Here is a 24,552-nt window from a genome sequence, read left to right as displayed (position 1 = left end):
TCACAGTGCTGTCTCCGTGTCACCCCGCCGGTTCCCCGGGCGCGGCCCGGTCCCTAATCTGAACCCGTCAAGAACATTGCGGGGCGACGTGAATCAGATGCAGGGCCAGCTCCTCGCGGGGCGCTACCGACTGGCCGAGACCATCGGCAGCGGCGGTATGGGCCGGGTGTGGCGTGCGCACGACGAGGTACTGCACCGGGCCGTCGCCATCAAGGAATTGACCGCCGCGCACTTCGTCTCGGACAGCGACCAGGAGCGGCTCCTCGCCCGCACCCGGGCGGAGGCCCGGGCCGCCGCGCGGATCAACCACTCCGCGGTCGTCACCGTGCACGACGTGCTCGACCACGACGCCCGGCCGTGGATCGTGATGGAGCTGGTCGAGGGCGTCTCGCTGGCCGACGCGGTCAAGGACCGTGGCCGGATCGAGCCGCGCGAGGCCGCCCGGATCGGCCTGTGGGTGCTGCGCGCCCTGCGCGCCGCGCACGCGGCCGGTGTCCTGCACCGCGACGTCAAGCCCGGCAACGTCCTGCTCGCCGACGACGGCCGCGTCCTGCTCACCGACTTCGGCATCGCCCAGATCGAGGGCGACACCACCATCACGCGCACCGGTGAGGTCGTCGGCTCCGTCGACTACCTCGCCCCGGAGCGCATCCGCGGCCACGACCCGGGCCCCGCGTCCGACCTGTGGGCCCTCGGCGCCACCCTGTACACGGCGGTGGAGGGCCGCTCGCCGTTCCGCCGTACCTCCCCGCTCACCACCATGCAGGCGGTGGTCGAGGAGGAGGCCCCGCGGCCCGCGTACGCCGGTCCGCTCGGCCCGGTCGTCGCCGCGCTGCTGCAGAAGGACCCCGCGGTGCGCCCCGACGCGGTCGCGGCCGAGCTGATGCTCGCGGAGGCGGCGGAGGGCCGGCGGCCGAACGCGGCGCAGTTGTACGTGCCGACCCAGCACGCCCGCCCCGGGTCCGGGCCCGAGACGCCCACGACCCCGGAAGCGGCCGCGGCCACGCCGTATCCGCCGCCGAGCGGACCGCCGTACGGGCCTGTCACCGCCAACCAGGCTCCCGCCGCCCCTTCCCGGCGCCGCCGGATGCGTACGCTCGCCCTGGTCGTCGTGCTGGCCGCGCTGGTCGGCGGAGGCACCGTCGTGGCCCTCCAGAAGTGGGACGAGGGGCGCCGGACGAACCGGATGTCACCGTCGCCGAGCCCGACGCCCACGGCCGGGAACAGTGCGAGCGCGAATCCCGACAGCACCGTCCCGGCAGGCTGGGTGCCCGTCGACGACCCGCTCGGTTTCGGCCTCTCCCTGCCCGCGGGCTGGTCGCGGAGCAACTACGAGAAGTCGGGCGACTTCCAGCGGGTCGACTACTCGCCCGACGGCGGCAGGAACCTGCTGCGGATCACCATGGACAGCTCCCCGGACTTCAACGACCCGTATGCTCACCTCGCCGATCTGAGCCAGGTGCTGGGCGGGCGGCTGGTGGACTACACGCAGGTCGGCCTGGAACGCGGTGCCTACCGCGACCGCCCGGGCGCGCGGCTGGAGTACACCTGGACCCAGCTGGCGAAGGACTCGCCCTTCCCGGGTCCGTTCCGCGCCGTCGACCGGATGTATCTCGCCCGCAGCGGCGTCGAGTACGCGATCTACGCGTCCGCTCCCGTCGGCGAGTGGGCCGCCGCGGAGGAGCGGTTCGAGATCGTCCTGCAGAGCTGGCGCGAGGGCTGAGAACCCACCGGGGGCACAGTTTGGCCGGTCAGCGCCGCGGAGCGCGGGCGTCCGGCGCGGCATGATGGGACGTATGGCGACCCACGAGGATCAGGGGGAGGGCGACTTCCGGGTCATCGCGGGCCGTTACCGCCTGGAGGAGCGGATCGGGCGCGGCGGGATGGGCGTGGTCTGGCGGGCCACCGACCAACTGCTCAAACGGCGCGTGGCGGTCAAGGAGTTCCCCTTCGACGAGGGCGACTTCGGATCGCTCACCCCGGGGGCCCTCCGGCGGCGCCGTGAGCGCACGCTCCGCGAGGCACGGACGGTCGCGCGGCTGCGGCATCCGCACATCATCGTCGTGCACGACGTCATCGAGCACGCCGAACGGACGTACATCGTCATGGAGTTGATCGACGGGGGCTCCCTCGACGACCGGATCTCCGGGTACGGGCCGGTCGACGCCGTCGAGGCCGCGCGGATCGGCGCCGACCTGCTGAGCGCGCTGCGCACCGCGCACGAGGCCGGGGTGCTGCACCGCGACATCAAGCCCGCGAACGTCCTCATCGACTCCGGTACCGGCCGGGTCGTGCTCACCGACTTCGGCGTCGCCCGGATCGCGGGGGCCAGCACCCTCACCGAGACCGGCACCTTCGTGGGCTCGCCCGAGTACACCGCGCCCGAGCGGATGTCCGGCGCCAGGACCGGGCCCGCCTCCGACCTGTGGTCGGTGGGGGCGCTGCTGTGCACGGCGGTCAGCGGTGAATCGCCGTTCCGGCGCGACTCGTTGGGCGGCATCCTGCACGCGGTCGTCTTCGACGAGATACGGCCGCCGCCGCAGGCCGCGCCGCTGTTGCCCGTCGTACGGGGCCTGCTGGAGCGCGATCCGCAGCGGCGCCTGGACGCGGCGCGGGCCGAGTGGATGCTGCGGGACTTCCTGGCCACCGGCCGCCCACCGGGACCGGCGCCGGCCCCGTCGGTCTGGCGCTCCCGACGGGGCGTGCTGGTGAGCGTGCTGCTGGTGGCCGCGGTGGCGGTGGCGGGGGTGTCGGCGGTGGCGCTGCTGGTGAAGGGGGAGGGGAACGGACCCGTACCGCCCCCGTCGAGCACCGGCCCGCGGCCCTCGGTGAGCACGTCCGTCTCGCCCTCGGTCACCCCTTCACCGACGCTGTCCCCCCGCGCGTACATAAATGGGAGATAAGCCCCGCCCCGGGTCACGGGTCTGCTACCGGACAGTGTTCGAGGTGGAACGCGGGGCCCCGGGCGCGATATGGATGGACGCATGAGCAGCAACGGGGGAGCCCCTTACGGATCCGACGAGCCAACCAGTTTTGGTCTGCAACCGCCGAGACCGGCCGCGGCCGTGCCGCACGCGGCCCATGGGCCGCACCTGGGCCACGGTCCGCACCCGGGCCAAGATCCGCAACCGGACCGTGTGCCGCATCCCGGCAACCCCTACGCGACGCCCACCCAGGTCGTCCCGGAGCAGCCTCGGCCCGCGCAGGATCCGGGCGCCGGGCGCCTGATCGGCGGCCGGTACCGGCTGCTGAGCAAACTGGGGCACGGCGGCATGGGCACCGTGTGGCGGGCCAAGGACGAGACCGTGGGCCGCGAGGTGGCCGTCAAGGAGCCCCGCATCCCGGACCACCTTCCCGAACGCGAACGCGCCAACGCCTTCGAGCGGATGCGCCGCGAGGCCCGCGCCGCGGCCGGGCTCGACCACCCGGCCGTCGTCAATGTGTACGACGTCGCCGTGGTGGACGGCCGGCCCTGGATCGTCATGGAGCTGGTGCAGGGCCGTTCGCTGGGCGACGTCCTCCAGGAGGGCACCCTCGGCGCCCGCGAGGCGGCCCGCATCGGCCTCGACGTGCTCGGCGCACTGGAGGCCGCGCACGCGGCGGGCATCCTGCACCGGGACGTGAAGCCCGACAACGTGCTGCTCGGGCGGCACGAGCGCGTCGTGCTCACCGACTTCGGCATCGCCCAGATCGAGGGCGAGACCAATCTGACCGACACCGGCGGCTTCGTCGGCTCGCCCGAGTACATCGCCCCCGAACGCGTGCTGGGCCAGCGGCCGGGCCCCGCGAGCGACCTGTGGTCCCTCGGTGTGGTGCTGTACGCGGCGACGGAGGGCGTCTCGCCGTTCCGCCGCAGCAACACCCCGGCCACGCTGCAGTCGGTCCTCAACGCCACCCCGGCCGCGCCCGCCTCCGCGCAGGGCCCGCTCGCCGAGGTCATCACCGGGCTGCTCCAGAAGGACCCGGCCCGCCGTCCCGACGCCGCGCAGACGCGGGCGCTGCTGGAACGGGCCGCCGACCCGCCGGTGCAGGCGCCGACGCAGGTCGTCCCGTTCGGGATGGCCGAGGGCGGGATGGCCGGGGGCGGTGCGGCCGAGGGCGGGGTCCGCGTCGGCCGTAAGACCCTGATCGGCGTCGTCGCGGCGGTCGTGGCGATGGCGCTGGCGGCCGTGTTCGTCGTGATCGCCGACCCGTTCGCGGACGAACAGCCGCCGGACCCCTGGGCGCAGCGAGCGCACGCCGACCTGGGTGTGACGCTGAGCGTGCCCAAGGAGTACCGGGTGGGCAAGCCGGACGCCGACGACACCGACAAGAACTGGGTGACGTACACCGACTGGAGCGGCGGCATCTGGGTCGGCGTGAACGTGGCCAGGAAGTCCGAGGACACCTCGGGGACCATCAAGAACACCGCCGCCGCCGAGATGTACGACGACAACGAGAAGTTCAAGACCACCGGCGACTACAACCTCGGCATGCCCGAGGACCCCAGGACCGATCCCGCGGAGACCCGGTACAAGGGCGAGAAGGCGGCCGAGAACACGGTCCGGTACATCACGACCGACACCCAGAACCCGCGCCCGCGCGAACTGCGGATCTTCTACTACAAGACGTCCAAGGACGACATGTACAAGGTGACGATCAGCTACCCGGGCAAGGGCGACTTCACCGAGCGGGGCCGCGAGGTGGCGAGGAACGTGATCGAGAAGCTGGAGATCAATCCGCTGTGACGCGGCTGGTGGGCGGACGGTACCGGCTGGTCGAACGCATCGGCTCCGGCGGTATGGGCACGGTGTGGCGCGCGCACGACGAACTCGTCGACCGTGAAGTCGCCGTGAAACAACCGCGGTTGCCCGGCGAACCCGAGGACGAGGCGTACCAGCGGGCCGCCCACCGGCTCTACCGTGAGGCCCGGGCCGCCGCCCGCGTCGACCATCCGTCCGCCGTCGCCATCCATGACGTGGTCGTCGAGGAGGACGGACTGCCCTGGATCGTCATGGAGTTGGTGCGCGGCGAGTCCCTGCACGAGCGGCTCAGGGGCGGCCCGCTGGAGCCCGCCGAAGCCGCCCGGACCGGCCTCGCCGTCCTCGGCGCCCTGCGCGCCGCGCACTCCGTCGGCATCGTGCACCGGGACGTCAAACCGGCCAACGTCCTGCTCGGCCCGCACGACCGGGTCGTCCTCACCGACTTCGGCATCGCCCACATCCAGGGCGAGGAACCCCTCACCGCCACCGGGGAGTTCGTCGGCTCCCTGGAGTTCATCGCCCCCGAGCGGATGTCCGGCCGCACCGCGGGCCCCGCCTCCGACCTGTGGTCCCTCGGCGTCCTCCTCTACGCCGCCGTGGAAGGCTGGTCCCCCTTCCGCCGTACGACGATGGAGTCCACGCTCGCCGCGATCCTCGCCGTCGATCCGCCCGCGCCGAAACGAGCCGGCGCCCTCGGCCCGCTCCTCGTCCGGCTGCTGGCCAAGGACCCGGCCGAACGCCCGGACGCGCAGGACACCGCGAAGGCGCTGGAGGCGCTGGAGGCGGTGGTCCCCGAGCAGGCCCGGGAGCCGGCACCCCAGGACGCCTCGGGGCTGGCGGAGTTCGGGGACGACATCAGGACGATGCGGCTGGCCGCGGACGAGGCCACCTCCGCCGAGCCGATACCCGCCGAGCCGATACCCGTAGGACCGCCCCAGCCCCCGCCCCAGCCCCCGCCGACCCGGCGCCGCCCGCTCCTGCGCCGCCCCCTCCCGCTGGCCGTCCTGGGCGTCCTCCTGGCCGGCTCCTGCTGGCTGGGCATCGCCCTGCTCGCCGGACCCGACAGCGGCGCGGCCCCCAGGAACACCGCCGCCCGCAAACCGGCGCCCAGTGCCGGCGCCACCGGCGACACCTGGGCCGCGCACACCGAGAAGGCCATGCACGCCACCCTCGCCCTCCCCGCCGGGTACGAGGAGTTCGCCCGCCAGGGCACCGACGCCGTCCAGCCCCGCATGGTCGAGTACGCGGACCCGGACGGCGCCGTACAGGTCCGCTTCACCCTCTGGGACAAGGCCCCCAGCGCCCCCCTGATCCAGGCGGAGCAGCACGCGGCGACCTGGGACTTCTACGGCGGTGCCAGTACGCGGTACACCCACACCAGCCTCAAGGGCTGGGAGGCCGTGCAGTCGGACAGCACCTTCGGAGACAAGGACGCCCGCCGCCGCGTCATGGAGATCTTCGTCCGCACCGACGACGGCCGGCTGTACGAGCTGCGGGTGGAGATGCCCAAGGGCACGGCCGAGGAGAAAGAGGGCACGGCGGTTTTCAAGAGCGCGCGCGACCGGCTCAAGATTTCCCCAACGCCCTGATCAGCGCGTTTGTTGCCAGTGGACGCTGGCGGGATGTGTGCACTCGGTGAATCCCCGTTACCGACGGGTACACAAAGGCTCCGCCGCGGCATACCCTGCGCGTCATGACGGACTCGCAGGCCCCGGCACAGACCGGCACGAATCCCCTCGCCCCCGCCCCGGAGGGCGTCCGCACCGCGGCCGACGTGGTGACCCCCGAGCTGGTCGCCCAGCTCACCAAGGGCGTGACCGGATCGGGCCGCACCGCCAACCACACGCCGTTCACCGGCGAGAAGCTGGCGGACCTGCCGGAGTCCACGCCCGAGGACGTGGAGAAGGCGTTCGCCGCGGCCCGCGCCGCCCAGGCGATCTGGGAGCAGACCCCGGTACGCGAGCGCGCCGCGGTCCTGCTGCGCTTCCACGACCTGGTGCTGGCCCGCCAGGCCGAGGTCCTCGACCTGATCCAGCTGGAGACCGGCAAGGCCCGGCTGCACGCCCACGAGGAGGTGCAGGCCGTCGCCGTCGCGGCCCGCCACTACGGCCGCCGGGCCGCCGCGTACCTCAGGCCCAAGCGGCACACCGGTGCCATCCCGGCCCTCACCAAGGTGACCGAACTGCGCCACCCGCGCGGGGTCGTGGGCCAGATCGCGCCCTGGAACTACCCGCTGGAGCTGTCCGTCGGCGACGCCCTGCCGGCCTTCGTCGCGGGCAACGCCGTCGTCATGAAGCCGGACACGGAGACCTGTCTGACCGCCCTGTGGGCCCGTGACCTGCTCGTCGAGGCCGGTCTGCCCGCCGAGGTGTTCCAGGTGGTGCTCGGCGACGGACCGGTCGTCGGACCCGAGGTCGTCAAGCGCGCCGACTACGTCTCCTTCACCGGCTCCACCCGCACCGGCCGCGAGGTCGCCCAGGGTGCCGCCGCCCGGCTGGTCGGCGTCTCCCTCGAACTCGGCGGCAAGAACGCGATGCTGGTCCTTGAGGACGCCGACATCGAGAAGGCGTCCGCCGGCGCCGTCCGCGCCTGCTTCTCCTCCGCCGGCCAACTGTGCATCTCCATCGAGCGGTTGTACGTCCACGAGTCGATCGCCGACGCCTTCCTGGAGCGCTTCGCCGCCCGCACCAAGGCCATGCGCCTCGGCCGCTCCCTCGCCTACGGCGCCGACATGGGCTCCCTGGTCGGCGAGCGCCAGCTGGAGACCGTCAAGCGGCACGTGGAGGAGGCCGTCGCCAAGGGCGCCACTCTCGTCGCCGGCGGTGTGGCCCGCCCGGACATCGGCCCGTACTTCTTCGAGCCGACCATCCTCGACGGCGTCGAGGCGCCCATGGCGGTGTGCACCGAGGAGACCTTCGGCCCGGTCGTCTCCGTCTACCGCTTCACCAGCGAGGACGAGGCGATCGAGCACGCCAACGCCACGCCGTACGGCCTCAATTCCTCGGTCTGGACGAAGGACGGCCGCCGGGGCCGCGCGGTCGCCGCCCGGCTGCGCACCGGCACGGTCAACGTCAACGAGGGCTACGCCCCCGCCTACGGCAGCGTCCAGTCGCCGATGGGCGGCATGAAGGACTCGGGCCTCGGCCGCCGCCACGGCTCCGAGGGCATCCTCAAGTACACCGAGGCCCAGACGGTGGCCCACCAGCGCCTGCTGCCGATGGCGCCGTCGCTGGGCATGGACGACGAGAAGTACGCCCGGTTCATGAGCAGGAGCCTGCGGCTGATGAAGGCCTTCCGGTTCCGGTAAAGGGGAGAACGCGTGAGCAAAGACGCTTACGACTACGACGTCATCGTCGTCGGATCCGGCTTCGGCGGTTCGGTGACCGCCCTGCGCCTGACGGAGAAGGGCTACACGGTAGGTGTCCTGGAAGCGGGCCGCCGCTTCACCCCCGACACCCTCCCGAAGAACTCCTGGGACCTGAAGAACTACCTCTGGGCGCCGAAGCTGAGGATGTTCGGCCTCCAGCGCATCCATCTGCTCGGCAACGTCATGGTGCTGGCCGGCGCGGGCGTCGGCGGCGGCTCGCTGAACTACGCCAACACCCTCTACGTACCGCCGAAGCCGTTCTTCGACGACCCGCAGTGGCGGCACATCACCGACTGGCAGGAGGAGTTGAAGCCGTATTACGACCAGGCCCAGCGGATGCTCGGCGTCCGGCTCAACCCGACCATGACGCCCTCCGACGTCCATCTGAAGGCCGCGGCCCAGCGCATGGGCGTCGGGGACACCTTCCACATGGCCCCGGTCGGCGTCTTCTTCGGTGACGGCAAGGACGCGGACGGCACGGTCAAGGCCAAGCCCGGCGAGGTCGTGGACGACCCCTACTTCGGCGGGGCGGGCCCGGCCCGCCAGGCCTGCACCGAGTGCGGCGGCTGCATGACGGGCTGCCGCCAGGGCGCGAAGAACACCCTGAACGAGAACTACCTCTACCTCGCCGAGAAGGCGGGCGCGGTCGTGCACCCCATGACGACGGTGGTGTCGGTCACCGACGACTCCCAGGGCGGGTACGCGGTCGCCACCCTGCCGACGGGCCGCAGGAAGAGCGGGGGCCGCACCTTCAAGGCCCGCCGGGTCGTCCTCGCCGCCGGCACCTACGGCACCCAGACCCTGCTGCACCGGATGAAGGCGAGCGGGCACCTGCCCTATCTCTCGCCGCGGCTGGGCGATCTGACCCGGACCAACTCCGAGGCGCTGGTGGGCGCGCAGACCACCGACCGGCGCTACCGCAAGGTCAGCGGCGAGAAGAAGGTCGACTTCACCCGCGGGGTGGCCATCACGTCCTCGATCCACCCCGACCCGAACACCCATATCGAGCCGGTCCGTTACGGCAAGGGCTCCAACTCCATGGGCAGCCTGACGATCCTCCAGGTCCCCTACACCGAGGGCTCCTCCCGGGTCGCGGCCTGGCTGGGGCACGCGGCCCGGCATCCGCTGCAGGTCCTGCGCTCCCTGTCCAACCGGCGCTGGTCGGAGCGGACCATCATCGGGCTGGTGATGCAGTCCCTGGACAACTCCCTGACGACGTACCTGAAACCGGACGGCGTCGGCAAGGGCATGCTGACCGCCCGCCAGGGCCACGGCTCCCCGAACCCCATGCAGATCAAGGCGGCCACGGAGGGCGCGTCGGCGATCGCGGCGGAGATCAACGGCTTCGCGGGCTCCAACATCGGCGAGCTGATGGGCACCCCGCTCACCGCCCACTTCCTCGGCGGCTGCCCGATCGGGGACTCGTCCGAGACCGGCGTCATCGACCCGTACCACCGGCTCTACGGCCACCCCGGCATCTCGGTGGTCGACGGCGCCGCGGTCTCGGCGAACCTGGGGGTGAACCCCTCGCTGACCATCACGGCGCAGGCCGAGCGGGCGATGTCGCTGTGGCCCAACAAGGGCGAGCAGGACCCGCGTCCGGCGCAGGACCGGCCGTACCAGCGGCTCCAGCCGGTCGAGCCGAAGGCACCGGCGGTCCCGATGGAGGCGTTCGGCGCGCTGCGGCTGCCGTTCCTGGGGATGCCGGCGGTGCCGCCGAAGAACTGACGGGACACGAGAAGGACCTGCACCCCCCTCCGAGCGCAGGTCCTTCTCTGTTCTTGCGTCAGGCTCTGTTCTTGCTCAGGCTCTTTTCGTGCGTGAGCCTCCGGTGAGACTTACGCCTCGGCACCCGCCTTGCGGCGCTTCATCGCGAACACGACGCCGGCACCGGCGACGATCGCGATCCCGCCGATGGTGGCGAGGGCCGGCAGGCCGGAGTCCGAACCGGTCTCGGCGAGTTCACCGTCGACGTCGACCTCGCTGACGTCGGTGATCTCGTCCTTGCCGCCGGTCTGCGGCTTGGAGTCGTCCGGCTTGCCCGGCTTCGAGCCGGCCGGCAGCACCTCGAAGAAGTAGATGCCGTAGTTCTCGTCCTCGGAGGTCCAGCAGCCGTCCTCGGTCGAGTACTCGGCCAGACCGATGGCGATGCCGACCGCGCTCGGGACCTCGCGGGCGATGCTCACCCGCAGGTCGTAGCTGATCGACTGGCCGCCCTCCAGCGTGAAGGTGTTGAGCGCGCCGCCCTCACCGAACTGCGTGGCGAGGTCGACCCAGCCGCCGCCGCTCCTGACCTGCACGGTGACCAGGTCGGTGTAGTCGTCCTCCAGCTCCCAGTCCATCGCGGCGACGCCGACGACGGGCATGATGTCCTCGATCGTCTCGTCGCTGGAGTTGCTGACGTTGAACTGGAAGTCCGTCCAGCCGCTGCCCGCGACGACGGTCTCCGGCAGGCCGGACAGCGAGCTGTGCAGCGCCTCGCTGATGTCCCAGACCGGGTCGCCGTTCTCGTCGACCGGGCACTCCTCGACGACCTCGTCGCCGTCCTCGTCCTCGGACTCCTCGTCGGAGGGGGTGCTCTGGCTCGGCGACGGGGAGGCGCTCTGGTCGGCCGGCGGGGTGGTGCCCGACGGTGCCGGGCTGGTGCTGTCGTCACCGGCCGGGGTCGAGGTCTCGGGTGCCGGGCTGGTGCTGTCGTCACCGGCCGGAGTGGAGGTCTCGGGTGCCGGGCTGGTGCTGTCGTCGCCTGCCGGGGTGGACTGGTCGGCGGCGGGCGTGCTCTCCGACGTCGACGGCGCCGGCGACGTCTCGTCCGTCGCGAACGCGGCCGGCGCGGACAGCAGCGCGATCGGCGCTATGGCGGCCGTCGCGGCCGCGGCGGCCAGGGCACGGCGAAGCTTCATGAAGACCTCGGGAAGTCGATGTGGGAGGCCTCCGCCTGGGGGTGCGGGTGTGGCCCTCGGTTCGCATGGTTTGATCCGCGAACCCTGCGAATGGTTGCCCCCGCACTCACACCGTCTTTATGTGACCTGGACCACTCTCCTGCGGCGGGGTGCGGACACGGCGAAGGGCCCCGCGGTGACGGAGCCGCGGGGCCCTTCCTTCGTCAGCACCGACGTCGGGGCGTCGCCGGTGCCGGGAGCGGCGCCGGGGGTTGCGCCGCTGGTCCGGTGGTGGGCCGTGAGATCTCGGCCTGCGGCATTGCGGTGCGACAGCACAGTGCAATGCGAGGGTGTGTTCCGGCGGTCGGCCCCGGGCGTCCCCGGAGCCGGCCGTTTCTCTTGGGTGACCGGGCTGCTGTCCCCTGCCGTCCGGTCACTCGACTGGAGCGAGGTCCCACGACGCACGGCACGATCCGTACGTCTCATCGCTCCAGTGAGCCACGCGTGGTTCTCTCGGGCCCGCCCCTGGCTGGCACGGACACCTCCACCAACGAAGCGCCTCGCCCCCGGTCACGCGCCGTACGGGTGAGGGCGGGCCCGAACTCAGATGCGACCGCGGCACAGTTCGAGCAGCGTCATCGCGAGGGCGGTGCCCGGCTTGCCGAGCGCCTGCCGGTAGTGGTCGAGGATCTCCATCTCGCGGGAGAGGTTCACCCGGCGCCCGCCCGAGGAGATCCGGGCCTCCTGAACGACCGCGGAGACGGCCATCCGTTCCTGGATCAGGCCGATGATCCGGTCGTCGAGGGAGTCGATGCGCTGCCGGGCGCCGGTGATCACTCCGGCGGCCTCGTCGGTACGGGCGCCGGTCTGCTCTGCTGCGGTGGCGGTCATGCCGGGGGTCTCCTGTACGGGGTGGGGTGCCCCGGGGCGACACGGTCCGGAAACGACAGGCGCCCCGGGCCTTGTCGGCCCGGGGCGCCTGGGAAGTCGCTTGTCAGTTGCTCAAGCAGCACGACCATGGCAGCCGGCGGGCCGGGTGCCATAGGTAAAGCGGAAGGTCGGGTGCGTGAGCATGCGGTCAGTATGCCGTTCCCCTCGGTGACCGCCAACCCGGTTCGCATCCTGAGACGCCATCCGCCGTTTGCCGCCCCGGTAGAATCGATGGCACAGCCCCTTTCAAGCCGCCGGAAGGCAACCCGTGTCACCAGCGACCCCCGCCGCCCCCGACACCGTCCTGGTCGTCGACTTCGGCGCGCAGTACGCCCAGCTCATCGCCCGACGCGTCCGTGAGGCCCGGGTCTACAGCGAGATCGTGCCGAGCACCACGCCGGTGGCGGAGATGCTCGCCAGGAACCCGGCGGCGATCATCCTCTCCGGCGGCCCCTCGTCCGTCTACGAGGAGGGCGCCCCCCAGCTCGACCGCGCGCTCTTCGAGGCCGGCGTCCCCGTCTTCGGCATGTGCTACGGCTTCCAGCTGATGGCCCAGAGCCTCGGCGGCACCGTCGACAACACCGGCGCCCGCGAGTACGGCCGCACCGACCTGCGTGTCTCCCGGACGTCCTCCACCCTCTTCGAAGGCACCCCGGCCGAGCAGCACGTCTGGATGTCGCATGGCGACGCCTGCTCCGCCGCCCCCGACGGCTTCACCGTCACGGCCTCCACGGACGTCGTCCCGGTCGCCGCCTTCGAGAACGACGAGAAGAAGCTCTACGGCGTCCAGTACCACCCCGAGGTCATGCACTCCACGCACGGCCAGCAGGTGCTGGAGCACTTCCTGTACCGGGGCGCGGGCCTGAAGCCGGACTGGACCACGGGCAATGTCATCGAGGAGCAGGTCGCGGCCATCCGCGAGCAGGTCGGCGACAGGCGCGCCATCTGCGGGCTGTCCGGCGGCGTCGACTCCGCCGTGGCGGCGGCCCTCGTCCAGAAGGCCATCGGCTCCCAGCTGACCTGCGTCTACGTCGACCACGGTCTGATGCGCAAGGGCGAGACCGAGCAGGTCGAGAAGGACTTCGTGGCCGCGACCGGCGTCCAGCTGAAGGTCGTGGACGCGGAGGAGCGGTTCCTCAAGGCGCTGGCCGGGGTCTCCGACCCCGAGGAGAAGCGGAAGATCATCGGCCGCGAGTTCATCCGGGTCTTCGAGCAGGCCCAGGCCGAGATCATCGCGGACGAGGGTCCGGCGGTGGAGTTCCTGGTCCAGGGCACGCTCTACCCGGACGTGGTCGAGTCCGGCGGCGGCACCGGCACGGCGAACATCAAGTCGCACCACAATGTCGGCGGCCTCCCCGAGGACCTGGAGTTCCAGCTCATCGAGCCGCTGCGCCAGCTGTTCAAGGACGAGGTCCGGATGGTCGGCCAGGAGCTGGGCCTGCCGGAGGAGATCGTCCAGCGCCAGCCCTTCCCCGGTCCGGGCCTCGGCATCCGGATCGTCGGCGAGGTGACCAAGGAGCGGCTCGACCTGCTGCGCGACGCCGACGCCATCGCCCGCGAGGAGCTCACCGCGGCCGGTCTGGACCGCGACATCTGGCAGTGCCCGGTGGTCCTGCTCGCGGACGTCCGCTCGGTCGGCGTCCAGGGCGACGGCCGCACGTACGGCCACCCGATCGTGCTGCGCCCGGTCTCCTCCGAGGACGCCATGACGGCCGACTGGTCGCGCCTGCCCTACGAGGTCCTGGCGAAGATCTCCACCCGCATCACCAACGAGGTGCGGGACGTCAACCGGGTCGTCCTCGACGTGACGTCGAAGCCGCCGGGCACCATCGAGTGGGAGTAGGCCCCACTAGGTCCGCTTGATCAGGCGCAGGGGCTCGCCGGGTCTCCAGACCTGGAGGACGAGGTACTTGTCGTCCTCGACGCAGGTCCGCACGACCTCCGTCAGCTCGGCACGGAAGAGGTGGAACGGCTCCGGCGGTTCCACCTCTTCGCCGTACCGGGCCTTCTCCGCGGCGTCGTGGACCTCGACCGCCCGCCCGCTGATCCGCACGTCGCCGCCGCCCATGCCGGTGCCCTCACCCGGGTTCGCCTGGAGCGCGAAGCGCGGATCGCGGCGCAGGTCCAGCGCCTTGAGCGAGCCCGGCATCATGCCGAGCCACAGCTCCCCGTTGAGGAACCGTGTCTCCAGGCCGGTGGTGCGCGGGGAGCCGTCCTTGCGGAGGGTGGCGAGGATGTGGTGGGTGTAGGCGCCGAAGCGCTCCTCGACGAGCTTCGCGAGGTCGGGTTCGGCGGCGGTGAAGGCGGCCCAGCTGTTCGTCATACGACGAGTGTGGCGCCGAAACCCGACATCTGCTGTCCGGTATCAGGCGGTGTACGGCAGCGGGCGTACGAACGTGTCCCGGCCCCGCTCGTCCCGCGCCGGTGTGCAGCCCGCCGCCCTCAGGCGCTCGGCCAGCTTGGCGCGCCGGGCCTCGTTCACGCGCAGGGTGATCAGCAGGAACGCCGGGGTCAGGGCGGCGAGCGTGAGCAGGACCGCGAACTTCCCGGTCACGGCGGCCAGCAGCACGAACAGCAGCGGGAACGCCCAGGACATGGTGATCAGCTGCTTGCGGTTGGCGGCGGCGCCCAGGGCGTCGTACCGGATGAGCGTGGCGATCAGGTCGACGTCCGGCTGCGCCTCGGGGACGGGCGTCAGCGAGCCCTGGTACATGCCGGGCACCGGGCCGCCCGCGCCCGCCTGCGGGAACGCGGCCGCGTTGGCCGCCGCGCGCTGCCGGGCCCGGGGGTCGGCGTCGCGGACCATGCGGACGTACAGGGTCTTCTGCCTGCCGACGTGGCGGACGTCCGCGTACCGGAAGCCGTAGCACTCGGCGATGTACGCCAGCGCGCCGAGGGTCTCCCACTCGGCGAGGGGATGCACGAGCTCGACCACGTCCTGGGACGCGAGCTGCCGCATGAGGGCGGTGACGTGGCGGTCGGCGATACTCACGAAGGCTCCTGGCTGAAAAGTGACGCTGAATCTCTTGTTCCGCATCACAGACCCATGAGTCCCTGAAAGGGTTGTGCGTCACCTTCACCACTCGGCCCTGCCCTTTTGCCCTGACCGACGGTAACTTCCGGGCCGTAACGGAACCAGTGCAGGAGGCTGCCACATGTCCGGGTCCACGCCGCCGTCTCCGCTGCCCACCGACCGGCTGCGCTTCGCCATGCCGCCGATGCACGAGTCGGTCGAGGACGAACGCCGGCACCGCAAGGAACGGCTCGCCGGCGCGCTGCGGATCTTCGGGCGCCTCGGCTTCGAGGACGGCGTCTCGGGGCACATCACCGCGCGCGATCCGGAGTTCAGCGACTGCTTCTGGGTGAACCCCTTCGGGATGCCCTTCCGGCACGTCACCGTCAGCGATCTGGTGCTGGCCAACTCCGACGGGCAGGTCGTCGACGGCCGCTACCACGTCAACCAGGCCGCCTTCACCGTCCACGCCCAGGTCCACGCCGCCCGCCCCGACGTCGTCGCCGTCGCCCACTGCCACTCCGTGCACGGCCGCGCGCTCGCCGCCCTAGGCGACCTCCCCGACCCGATCACCCAGGAGAGCTGCGCCTTCTACGAGGACATCGCCCTGTACGACGCCTACAGCGGGGTCGCCGTCGACGCCCGGGAGGGCCGCCGGATCGCCGGCACGCTCGGCTCGAACAAGGCGCTCGTCCTGCGCAACCACGGACTGCTGACCGTGGGGGACTCGGTGGACGCGGCGGCCTGGTGGTTCCTGTCGCTGGAGCGCTCCTGCCAGGTGCAGCTGACCGCGAAGGCGGCGGGCCGGCCGGTCCTGATCGACCACAAGGCGGCGGTGGCGACCCGCGAACAGCTCGGCGGGGACCTGGTCGCGTGGATCAACTACCAGCCGATGTGGCAGGACATCAGCCGCAGCGAGCCGGATCTGCTGAGCTAGCGGTGCTCCGTCCGGTTCTCGTTCTGGAAGCCGCGCAGCACGGCGGCCTTCGTCATCGCGAACTCCTCGTCCGTCAGCACGCCGTCCCGGTGCAGCTCGCCCAGCTCCCGCAGCCTGCGCAGGAGGACGTCGTGATGGTCGGCCGGGGGCGGCACGGCCGCCGCGAGCGGATGGACGGGCTCCGCGTACCGCACGCCGGTGCGGGCGGAAGGGTGCGGCAGCCGGGCCGTCACCGCGGTGGCGACCAGCGCGGTGAGCAGATCGCGGCGCGCGCTGCCCCACAGATCCAGGGCGTACGGGTCCTTCTCCGGCGGCAGCTTGGAGAAGGACGTCTCACGGGTCACGAACCGCAGGAAGCCGTCCTCGTAGCCGGAGTTGGGCAGCCACTCCACCCCGGCGACATCGGCGATGTCGATGATGCGCGGCCCGGTGGCCCGCTTGACCCGGTCGGAGGTGTCGGCCCAGTCGATGCGCACCTGGACCCCGTCGAAGGAGACGGTGCCGTCCGAGGAACGGACCGAGACCGGCACCGGGGGACCGGGCAGCAGATAGGCCTTGGTGGGCTCGTTCGGGATCTGGTCCAGCAGCAGGCAGCGGCGGATCTCCTCGGCCACGTACTCGGCGACCCCGGCCCGGTCGACGTCCACCGTCAGCCGGTACGGGTCCGCCGGATCGGGCAGCCGTCCGCCGGTCGCGTGCAGCAGCGGGTCGGCGCCCTCCCGCAGCCGCATCCGCAGCCGGCCTCGCCTGCGTTCGGGTTCGAAGACGACACCGGCGACAGCCTCCAGCGGTACGGAGATCTCCCCGTACGTCTGCCGGAACAACGCCACCGAGCGGTGCAGACCCGGCGTGATCCTGACCGTGGTGCCGTCGAAGGCCCAGGTCCCGTCGCGCTGGATGATCTCGGCCATGGGGAAATTCTCCCAGCCGGGTCAACACGGCGGACCGCACATCACTCCCGGCCGGCCTTCCACGGACCGGACCTGCCGGGCGCCGCCGGGGTGATGTAGGGCACAATTCGCTGTCATCGCACTGGAGTTGTGACGGTACTGAGCGCGAGGAAGGCGGCGTCGGACGTGGCGGTGCAGGAGGCGAGACAGGGCTCGGACGGGGGTGCCCACGCGGGTGGCTGCACCTGCGGGAACTGTCCGCACGGGGCGCGTGCGGGACACCGGCGGGCGGTGGCCGAATTCCTGCTGAAACGGGACGAGTTCGCGGCCGGACAGGGGCTGCCCGCAGCGGTCGCCCACTCGGCCTCGGCGTCCCGGCAGTGGGTCTCCGAGGAGCTCACCCAGTCCGCCGAACTGGTCGCCGAACGCGGCCGCGCCGAGGGCGACGCCTGGCTCGCCCGCCTGTGGCGCCGCACCGCGTGCACGGTGTGGGCCCTGGTCGTCGCCCTGCTCCTGGTCCAGTCGCTCACCGCGATCGGCACCGGCTGGACCAGCGCCCGTACGGCCGGACTGCTGGCGGCGGTGGTGACGGCCGGCGCGCTGACCGCCGCGTCGTGGCTCCACCGCGCCCGGGGCGGCGCGCTGGCCCCCGTCATCGGCGAGGACAACCGGCTCTCCACCTCCCGCGCGGTGGCAGCGGCGTGGGTGCTCTTCGTGGCGTACGCGGTACTGGTCCTGGTGGGCCGCCTCGCCGTCGCCTCCGACCCCGACGAACGCGACGCCCTGATCTCCGGCCTCGAACTCGCCCGCGGGGCCGGTGCGGTGACCGTCCTCGCCGTGGTCTGCGCCCTCGCCGTACTGGTACGCCGGGTGGTGGGCCTGCGGGTGCTGGGCCAGCGCCTGCAGAAGGTACCCGCGGACCGCCCACGCGCCGCCGACCTCCTGACCGACGACGCGGGCCGGGGAACCTTCGCCGACATCCAGTACGTGGTCATCAGCGCGGTGGCCCTGCTGTTCGCCGCGGTACGCCTGGCCCGCCGCCCCGACCAACTCCCGGACCTGCCCTGGGGCCTGGCGGTGGTCGTCCTGATCTCCGCGGCGACCTACCTGGCCGGCAAGTACGCCGAGGGCGGCCGCCCGGTGATCCTCTCCGTGGTCCGCTCCCGCGAGGCCGGCGATCTGGACGGCCCGATCCGGACCGGCGACGACATCGAGATCCGCGGCGCCGGCTTCGTCCCGCCCGGCGCGGGCACGGCCGAACGGCTCTCCCGCATGGTCGTCCGCATCGGCCCGGTCAACGTCCACGTCCCGCTGGTCCCGGTGGCCGGAGGCTTCAGCAACCCGACGGACACGGTCCTCACGGTCCCGGTCCCCGCGGATGTGGAGCCGGGGAGGGTGGAGGTACAGGTCGTGACGGCCGCCGGGGTGGAGACCGGGCGGTACGCGATCGACGTGACGGAGTGACCGCGCGGGGCGGACGGCCCGGGCGGGCTGCCGGGGCGGGTCCAGGGTGGGGCGGGTCCAGGGCGGGGCGGGTCCAGGACGGGGGCGAAAAACCGTCAACCCGGAGAAAATGGTCTGGTCAGGATTGAGTGGGCCCCGGTCGGTGAACGTATCGTCCCTTGAGGGGCACGTCCCGACGGGCGAGAGGCGGCACCGATGACGCACGGCTTCCGTACCGACACACACGACCCCTATCTGGACGGCGGCCACGACTGGCGGGACCTGGCGACCCGCTACGCCCTCCTCCCGCTCCGCATCTTCCTCGGCGTCACCTTCATCTACGCCTCCCTGGACAAGCTCACCGACAGCGCCTTCCTGCAGGACTCCGGCTCGGGCTCCATCGGCGACATGATGCGCGCCGTCCGCGACTCCTCCGCCGTCCCCTCCCTGGTCGACACCGCTCTGGAGAACCCCGTCGCCTTCGGCTACACCATCGCCTTCGGCGAACTCGCCGTCGGCATCGGCACCCTCCTCGGCCTCTTCGCCCGCCTCGCGGCCCTCGGCGGCGCCCTGATCTCGCTCAGCCTGTGGCTGACGGTGAGCTGGGCCGCGGAACCGTACTACTACGGCAACGACCTCGCCTACCTGATGGCCTGGCTGCCCCTGGTCCTCGCCGGCGCCCCCTACCTCTCGCTGGACGCCCTGCTCCACGCCCGCAGACGGCAGCGGGCCGGCTACCAGTAGGCGACGACGACCGGGACGGCTATCAGCAGACGGTGACCGGCACCAGTTACCGGCGGCGGGCGGCGACCGGCGGGCGGCGGGCGGCGGGCGGCGACCGGACCGGCTATCAGCGGGCGCGGGTCGGCACGGCTATCAGCGGGCGCGGGTCGGCACGGCTATCAGCAGGCGGCGGCTGGGACCGGTTACCGGCGGGCGGCACCGGCTATCAGCAGGTGGCAACCGGCACCGGCTATCAGCAGGCGGCAACCGGCACCCGCTGTCACCAGGTGGCGACCGGCACCCGCTGTCGCCAGGCACCGACCGGCACTGGCTATCAGCGGGCGGGGGTCGGCACGGCTATCAGCAGGCGGCGGCTGGGACCGGTTACCGGCGGGCGGTGACCGGCGCCTGCTGTCACCAGGTGGCGACCGGCACCCGCTGTCGCCAGGCGCCGACCGGTACCGCTCCCCACGTCACCGCGCAGCCTCCCGCTCGGCCCGTGTCGGTGTCGTCCGGGAGCCGTCGCCCGCGCGGCCCGTCCGGCGGCGCCTGCGGACGCCCCGGGCCACGATCGCGGCCACACCCGCCAGGCACAGCCCGGCCAGCACCACCGGGATCACCGCGAACCACGGCGTCTCCCACGCCCCGCCCGCGTCCCCGGCGTAGATGACGCCCGCGAGGGTGAGGAAGGCGCCCGCGACCAGCCGCCCGGGCTGGAACTCATGACGCAGCACGCCGCACCTCCGCCTGTCCCACGCCCACATCCAGATCGAGCTCGATCGTGCCCGCCGCCTCGGTGCCCTTGGCCGGCTTCAGCGTGACCTCCTTGTGCTTGCCCGGTGCCACGTCCACGTCCTGCTGGTCGTCGCCGGGGAGCTGGATGTCTCCCACGCCCACGGCGATGCTCACCTTCACGGTCACCTCCGGAGGCACGATCACCTTCAGCTCTCCCACGCCGACCTCGGCGCTGGTGATCACCGTCCTTCCCTCGGCGACCTCCAGCCGGCTCAGGTCGAGGGTGCCGACACCGGTGCCCAGGTCGTACCGGCTCCCTACGGCCGCCGCACTGGCCGGCTTCCAGGTCGTACGTATCCACTCGGTGCCGATGTCCTTGGGCAGGGCGGCCGATGCGGCCAGCAGTCCCGCGGTGATGACCGCCATGAAGACGGACCCGGCTCCCGTGCGCCCGAGGAACGCGCTGACCGCGATGCCCGCACCGAACACCATCAGCGCGCAGGCCAGACCGGTCTGGAGGCTGGTGCCGAGCGGATGTTCGTGCCAGGTCAGGCCGGTGCCCAGACCGCCCGCGACCAGGGCCAGCAGCAGCACCCAGCCGCCGATCCAGCGGGGCCCGCGCGGCTTCGGCGGCTCCGGGCGGCGGGCGAGCAGCTCCTCACGGCCGTGGGGGTATTCGCCGAGGCTGATGTCGACCAGCGCGGTGATGTCCCGGTCGCGGGAGTCGCGGGGGCCCCACAGATAGCCGGTGCCGCCGTCATGGGTGCCGTCCTTGACGATGGGGTCGCGCCACCAGGAGGGGTAGGCGGAGGGCGCCGGGGGCGCCTGGGCCTCCGGCGGGGCGTCGGCGACGGCCTGCGCGGCGAGCGGATCGGGATCGGCGCCGCCGCGCTGCCGCGACCAGTACCCGGCGCCCGCGAGGAGCAGGGAGAGGATGACGGCGAAGGACAGCACCCCGCCGTTCCGCAGCATGGTCAGGAACACTCCGCAGCCGACCAGCGCGAACAGCACCGCCGCCAGCGCCTGGCCGTCGACCCGGCCGGTGAGCAGCTTGCGCACCTCGTTCTCGTCCTCGTCGTCGGACGGGACGAAGAGCCAGGCGAAGCCGTAGAAGATCAGGCCGAGGCCGCCGGTCGCGGAGAGCACGGTGAGGGTGATCCGGAAGATCACCGGGTCCATGTCGCACTGCCGTCCGAGGCCGGCGCACACCCCCGCGAGCAGCTTGTGCCGCCGGTCCCGGCGGAACCGGCCGGGCGGCTCGGCGCCCGTCCCCTCTTCCCGCGCGCCCGCCCGCCCGTGTGCGCGCGAGCCCGCGCCGGGAGCGGAGTCCGCGGCGGGCGCGGCACCCCGCGGCCCGGCTCCCGCGGCGGGGTCCGGGCCGGAGCCGGGTCCCGGACCCGTCGCGGCGTGCTCGTGATCAGTCATGGGTCCATGGTGACGGGCGCGGCGCCCCGGCGGCAGTGGGAACGACCCTGGCCGGACCCTGATATCGCCCCTGAGCCGGCGCCCGGGACCCGTTCGAGCCGGTGGCCGCCCGAAGATCGGGGGAGTCTCGGGGGTCAACCCTGATGCTCCGCTCCGCCGGTCGTGTGACCATCGGTGGCATGTCGGAAGCCGCAGCAGCGCCCCTCGCCGAACCGCGGCCGCCGCGCAAGCTCTACCGCAGCAGCGACGGACGCTGGCTCGGGGGTGTGGCGCGGGGGCTCGCCGGGCACCTCGGGCTGCCGGTGATCTGGGTGCGGCTCGTCTTCGTCGGCCTCTTCATGGCGGACGGCCTCGGCGCTCTGCTGTACGCCGCGTTCTGGTTCTTCGTGCCGCTCGGCGTCGGCGGCGTCGCGGGACAGCGCCCGCCCTCCCTCGTCGGCACCGAGACCTCGGCGGACGGCCGCCGCAGACTGGTCGCCCGCAAGCCGGACAAGGGCCAGATCGTCGCCCTGCTCCTCATGGTCGTCGTCGCCATGGTCTTCGTGGGCAGCGTCGACGTCGGCACCGGGGCGCAGGCCTATCTCTGGCCCGCCGTCCTCGTCAGCGCGGGCGTCGCCCTGGTCTGGCGGCAGGCGGACAACGCCCGCCGGGCCCGCTGGATGGAGGTCGGCCGCCGTCGGCGCACCCTGACCCTGCTGCGCGCAGCCGGCGGAGTGCTGCTGGTCACCGCCGGTGTCTCCGGCATCTTCGTGCTCCAGGGCTCCGCCGCCCATCTCGGCTCCGTGCTCCAGGCGGCCCTCGCGGTGCTCGTCGGCATAACGCTCCTCGCGGGCCCGTACCTCGTCCGCATGACCCAGGATCTCTCCGAGGAGCGGCTGATGCGCATCCGCGCCCAGGAGCGCGCCGAAGTGGCCGCCCACGTCCACGACTCGGTGCTGCACACGTTGACCCTGATCCAGCGCAACGCGGAGAACGCGGGCGAGGTGCGCCGCCTCGCCCGCGCCCAGGAGCGCGACCTGCGCACCTGGCTCTACAAGCCCGAGGGCACCGGGAAGGACGAGGCCGAGGAGCCCGACACCCTCGCCGACGCGGTCCGGCGCAACGCCGCCGAGGTGGAGGACAAGCACGGCGTCCCCATCGAGGTCGTCGTCGTCGGCGACTGCCCGCTCGACGAGAGGATCGGCGCACAGATGCAGGCGGCGCGCGAAGCGATGGTGAACGCCGCCAAGTACGGTGGCGAGGGCGGCGCCGTGCAGGTCTACGCGGAGGTCGAGGGGAAGACGGTCTTCGTGTCCGTCCGGGACCGCGGTCCCGGCTTCGATCTCGACTCGATACCCGCCGACCGCATGGGCGTCAGAGAATCGATCATCGGCCGCATGGAGCGCTACGGCGGTACGGCGCGGTTGCGCGCGGTACCCGACGGCGGCACGGAGGTCGAACTGGAGATGGAGAGGGCGGAGAAGACGTCATGAGCGACGAGGCAAGCGGTACGGCGGAGGCCACCGGCAGCGCGGGTGAGCGTCGGGTGCGTGTGGTCCTCGTCGACGACCACCGGATGTTCCGTACGGGGGTCCAGGCCGAGATCGGCCAGACCGAGCAGACCGGCGTCGAGGTCGTCGGCGAGGCGGCGGATGTCGACCAGGCGGTCACGGTCATCACCGCGACCCGCCCCGAGGTCGTCCTCCTCGATGTGCACCTGCCGGGCGGCGGCGGCGTCGAAGTGCTGCGCCGCTGCGCCCCGTTGATGGCCGACGCGGTGGAACCCGTCCGCTTCCTGGCGCTGTCCGTGTCGGACGCCGCGGAGGATGTCATCGGGGTGATCCGGGGCGGCGCGCGGGGCTATGTGACCAAGACGATCACCGGCACCGACCTGGTCGACTCGATCTTCCGGGTGCAGGAGGGCGACGCGGTCTTCTCGCCGCGGCTGGCCGGCTTCGTCCTCGACGCCTTCGCCTCCACGGACGCCCCTCCGGTCGACGAGGACCTGGACCGGCTCACCCAGCGCGAGCGCGAGGTGCTGCGGCTCATCGCCCGGGGTTACGCCTACAAGGAGATCGCCAAGCAGCTGTTCATCTCGGTGAAGACGGTCGAGTCCCATGTCTCGGCGGTGCTGCGCAAGCTCCAGCTCTCCAACCGGCACGAGCTGACCCGGTGGGCGACGGCCCGACGGCTGGTGTGAGCACGCGACCCGCCTGCGCACTCCGCCTGCGCACTCCGCCTGCGCACTCCGCCTCACACCACCCGGGTCGCCCCCGCGAACGGCATCTCCGTGATCGGTGCCAGCCGTACCGGAGCGGACGGGTTCGGGGCGTGGATCATCTGTCCGTTGCCGACGTAGATGCCGACATGGGTGATGCCGGAGTAGAAGAACACCAGGTCGCCCGGGAGGAGTTCGGAGCGGGAGACCCGGCGGCCGGCGTCGATCTGGGCGTAGGTGGTGCGGGGCAGGGAGACTCCCGCCGCGCGGTAGGCGGCCTGGGTCAGGCCCGAGCAGTCGAAGGCGTTCGGGCCGGTGGCGCCCCACACATAGGGGCTGCCGAGCTTCTGGTAGGCGTAGGCGACGGCGTCCGCCGCGCGGGAGTCGGGCGCCTGGCCGGTGGCCGCCCCGGGTGCCGCGAGGGGGGTGCGCGGGTCCGGCGCGGAACGGGCGGCGCGCTCGCCCGTGCCCTCGCCCGGCTCCGCGCGCTCCTCGGCCGACAGCCGGGACAGCAGCCGCTCGGCGGCGTCCAGCTTCCCGGTGATCGTCTTCTTGTGCCGCTTCAGCTCCGCCTGGCGTGAGGTGAGCGAGGCCAGCTCGACCCGCGCGGCCCCGCGCAACTGCTCGATGGCGCGCAGCTGTTCGCGTACGTCGGCGACGGAGGCGGCCTGTCGGGTGCCGACGCGCTCGACGAACTCGGCGCCCTCCAGATACCGCTCGGGGTCGTCGGTGAGGGCGAGCTGTACGGCGGGGTCGAGACCGCCGTCGCGGTACTGTGCCGCCGCCATCGAACCGAGCGCGTCCCGGGCCGTGTTGAGCTTCTCCGTCCTGCGGGCGGCCTCGTCCCGCAGCGTCTTCAGCCGCGCCTCGGCCGCGTCCGCCTTCTCCTTCACGCCGTTGTACTTGTCGGTGGCGGCCTCCGCCTCCCGGTACAACCGGTCCACCTCCGCCTTGACCTGCGCCGGTGTCCGTACGGGCTCGGCGTGCCCGGTCCCGTCGAAGCCCGTCGCGGTCGCCGCGCCCGCGAGGGCGACGGTGGCGGCCGTACGGACGGTGGTGCCGCCGGCCGAGCGCTGCCGGGGCTTGCGGTGCGCTGCCATGGGGACTGCACGTCCTTTCGCACGACTCCTCTGACCCGCCCGGCCCGCACGCCGCCAGGGGGAGCGGAGTACTGCCTCACGCGTCCGGCGGTGCGGAGCACGGCCTTCGCGCGTCCGGCGGCGGCCCGCACAGGGGGAGCGGTCCGCCGCCGGACTTTCTCGGCGGTG

At 72.5% G+C, this 24,552-nt stretch carries 21 protein-coding genes; 13 read left to right on the top strand and 8 right to left on the bottom strand.

Annotation, left to right across the window (positions count from 1 at the left end):
- Positions 1-97 precede the first annotated feature (97 nt).
- The 6 genes from ACFYW5_RS04140 to ACFYW5_RS04115 all read left to right on the top strand — a co-directional run bounded on the left by ACFYW5_RS04140 (position 98) and on the right by ACFYW5_RS04115 (position 9,837).
- Complete coding sequence (locus tag ACFYW5_RS04140) at positions 98-1,723, top strand: serine/threonine-protein kinase (protein ID WP_389415637.1); 1,626 nt, start codon at positions 98-100, stop codon at positions 1,721-1,723.
- Between the two features lie 73 nt (positions 1,724-1,796).
- Entirely contained in the window at positions 1,797-2,903 is a 1,107-nt protein-coding gene (locus ACFYW5_RS04135; RefSeq protein WP_389415372.1) for a serine/threonine-protein kinase, read from the top strand.
- Between the two features lie 81 nt (positions 2,904-2,984).
- Positions 2,985-4,727, top strand: coding sequence for a serine/threonine-protein kinase (locus ACFYW5_RS04130; RefSeq protein ID WP_389415371.1), 1,743 nt, complete (start codon positions 2,985-2,987; stop codon positions 4,725-4,727).
- A gap of 53 nt (positions 4,728-4,780) precedes the next feature.
- Positions 4,781-6,331: a serine/threonine-protein kinase gene (locus ACFYW5_RS04125; RefSeq protein ID WP_389415636.1), complete on the top strand. Its 1,551-nt coding sequence runs from the start codon at positions 4,781-4,783 to the stop codon at positions 6,329-6,331.
- 104 nt (positions 6,332-6,435) lie between these two features.
- On the top strand, positions 6,436-8,049 hold the full coding sequence (locus ACFYW5_RS04120) for a succinic semialdehyde dehydrogenase (protein ID WP_389415370.1): 1,614 nt from the start codon (positions 6,436-6,438) through the stop codon (positions 8,047-8,049).
- A 12-nt stretch (positions 8,050-8,061) separates the two neighbouring features.
- Positions 8,062-9,837: a GMC oxidoreductase gene (locus ACFYW5_RS04115; protein ID WP_389415369.1), complete on the top strand. Its 1,776-nt coding sequence runs from the start codon at positions 8,062-8,064 to the stop codon at positions 9,835-9,837.
- Positions 9,838-9,947: 110 nt separating this feature from the next.
- Here ACFYW5_RS04115 and ACFYW5_RS04110 read toward each other — a convergent pair whose 3' ends face one another.
- On the bottom strand, positions 9,948-11,012 hold the full coding sequence (locus ACFYW5_RS04110; RefSeq protein WP_389415368.1) for an LPXTG cell wall anchor domain-containing protein: 1,065 nt from the start codon (positions 11,010-11,012) through the stop codon (positions 9,948-9,950).
- Between the two features lie 582 nt (positions 11,013-11,594).
- Positions 11,595-11,882: a chorismate mutase gene (locus ACFYW5_RS04105; protein ID WP_389415367.1), complete on the bottom strand. Its 288-nt coding sequence runs from the start codon at positions 11,880-11,882 to the stop codon at positions 11,595-11,597.
- 307 nt (positions 11,883-12,189) lie between these two features.
- On the opposite strand from ACFYW5_RS04105, the gene guaA reads away from it, so the two are divergent.
- Positions 12,190-13,764 carry a glutamine-hydrolyzing GMP synthase gene (gene guaA / locus ACFYW5_RS04100; RefSeq protein WP_389415366.1) on the top strand — a complete coding sequence of 525 codons (1,575 nt, stop codon included), beginning with the start codon at positions 12,190-12,192 and terminating at the stop codon, positions 13,762-13,764.
- Positions 13,765-13,770: 6 nt separating this feature from the next.
- On the opposite strand, the gene ACFYW5_RS04095 is transcribed toward guaA, so the two are convergent.
- Both ACFYW5_RS04095 and ACFYW5_RS04090 read right to left on the bottom strand, forming a co-directional pair.
- Positions 13,771-14,244, bottom strand: a complete 474-nt coding sequence (locus tag ACFYW5_RS04095; protein ID WP_389415365.1) for a pyridoxamine 5'-phosphate oxidase family protein — start codon at positions 14,242-14,244, stop codon at positions 13,771-13,773.
- 42 nt (positions 14,245-14,286) lie between these two features.
- Positions 14,287-14,913 (bottom strand): hypothetical protein, encoded by a 627-nt coding sequence (locus ACFYW5_RS04090; protein WP_389415364.1) that lies wholly within the window; start codon positions 14,911-14,913, stop codon positions 14,287-14,289.
- A 163-nt stretch (positions 14,914-15,076) separates the two neighbouring features.
- Here ACFYW5_RS04090 and ACFYW5_RS04085 point away from each other — a divergent pair, with 163 nt between their 5' ends.
- Positions 15,077-15,871, top strand: a complete 795-nt coding sequence (locus tag ACFYW5_RS04085; RefSeq protein WP_389415363.1) for a class II aldolase/adducin family protein — start codon at positions 15,077-15,079, stop codon at positions 15,869-15,871.
- On the opposite strand, the gene ACFYW5_RS04080 is transcribed toward ACFYW5_RS04085, so the two are convergent.
- Positions 15,868-16,782: a DUF4429 domain-containing protein gene (locus ACFYW5_RS04080; RefSeq protein ID WP_389415362.1), complete on the bottom strand. Its 915-nt coding sequence runs from the start codon at positions 16,780-16,782 to the stop codon at positions 15,868-15,870. The two genes, ACFYW5_RS04085 and ACFYW5_RS04080, sit on opposite strands and share 4 nt — an antisense overlap.
- A gap of 165 nt (positions 16,783-16,947) precedes the next feature.
- Between ACFYW5_RS04080 and ACFYW5_RS04075 the strand changes: the two genes are divergently transcribed.
- From ACFYW5_RS04075 to ACFYW5_RS04065, 3 genes are all read left to right on the top strand, one after another.
- On the top strand, positions 16,948-18,225 hold the full coding sequence (locus ACFYW5_RS04075) for a hypothetical protein (protein WP_389415635.1): 1,278 nt from the start codon (positions 16,948-16,950) through the stop codon (positions 18,223-18,225).
- A 195-nt stretch (positions 18,226-18,420) separates the two neighbouring features.
- Positions 18,421-18,948 carry a DoxX family protein gene (locus tag ACFYW5_RS04070; RefSeq protein ID WP_389415361.1) on the top strand — a complete coding sequence of 176 codons (528 nt, stop codon included), beginning with the start codon at positions 18,421-18,423 and terminating at the stop codon, positions 18,946-18,948.
- A 32-nt stretch (positions 18,949-18,980) separates the two neighbouring features.
- Positions 18,981-19,328 (top strand): hypothetical protein, encoded by a 348-nt coding sequence (locus ACFYW5_RS04065; protein WP_389415360.1) that lies wholly within the window; start codon positions 18,981-18,983, stop codon positions 19,326-19,328.
- 72 nt (positions 19,329-19,400) lie between these two features.
- On the opposite strand, the gene ACFYW5_RS04060 is transcribed toward ACFYW5_RS04065, so the two are convergent.
- Both ACFYW5_RS04060 and ACFYW5_RS04055 read right to left on the bottom strand, forming a co-directional pair.
- Positions 19,401-19,661: a hypothetical protein gene (locus ACFYW5_RS04060; protein WP_389415359.1), complete on the bottom strand. Its 261-nt coding sequence runs from the start codon at positions 19,659-19,661 to the stop codon at positions 19,401-19,403.
- On the bottom strand, positions 19,648-21,087 hold the full coding sequence (locus ACFYW5_RS04055) for a PspC domain-containing protein (RefSeq protein WP_389415358.1): 1,440 nt from the start codon (positions 21,085-21,087) through the stop codon (positions 19,648-19,650). Before ACFYW5_RS04055 ends, ACFYW5_RS04060 begins: the two co-directional genes overlap by 14 nt.
- Before the next feature lie 179 nt (positions 21,088-21,266).
- Between ACFYW5_RS04055 and ACFYW5_RS04050 the strand changes: the two genes are divergently transcribed.
- Together ACFYW5_RS04050 and ACFYW5_RS04045 are read left to right on the top strand one after the other, a co-directional pair.
- Positions 21,267-22,559: an ATP-binding protein gene (locus ACFYW5_RS04050; protein ID WP_250071083.1), complete on the top strand. Its 1,293-nt coding sequence runs from the start codon at positions 21,267-21,269 to the stop codon at positions 22,557-22,559.
- Entirely contained in the window at positions 22,556-23,266 is a 711-nt protein-coding gene (locus tag ACFYW5_RS04045; RefSeq protein WP_389415357.1) for a LuxR C-terminal-related transcriptional regulator, read from the top strand. The genes ACFYW5_RS04050 and ACFYW5_RS04045 overlap by 4 nt, the downstream gene beginning before the upstream one ends.
- A 53-nt stretch (positions 23,267-23,319) precedes the next feature.
- Here the strand turns inward: ACFYW5_RS04045 and ACFYW5_RS04040 are convergent, their stop codons facing one another.
- Positions 23,320-24,384 carry an NlpC/P60 family protein gene (locus ACFYW5_RS04040; RefSeq protein WP_389415356.1) on the bottom strand — a complete coding sequence of 355 codons (1,065 nt, stop codon included), beginning with the start codon at positions 24,382-24,384 and terminating at the stop codon, positions 23,320-23,322.
- Positions 24,385-24,552 lie beyond the last annotated feature (168 nt).

Source organism: Streptomyces sp. NPDC002779 (assembly GCF_042888685.1).
Lineage (GTDB): Bacteria > Actinomycetota > Actinomycetes > Streptomycetales > Streptomycetaceae > Streptomyces.
This window is presented reverse-complemented; position numbering and strand designations above follow the sequence as displayed.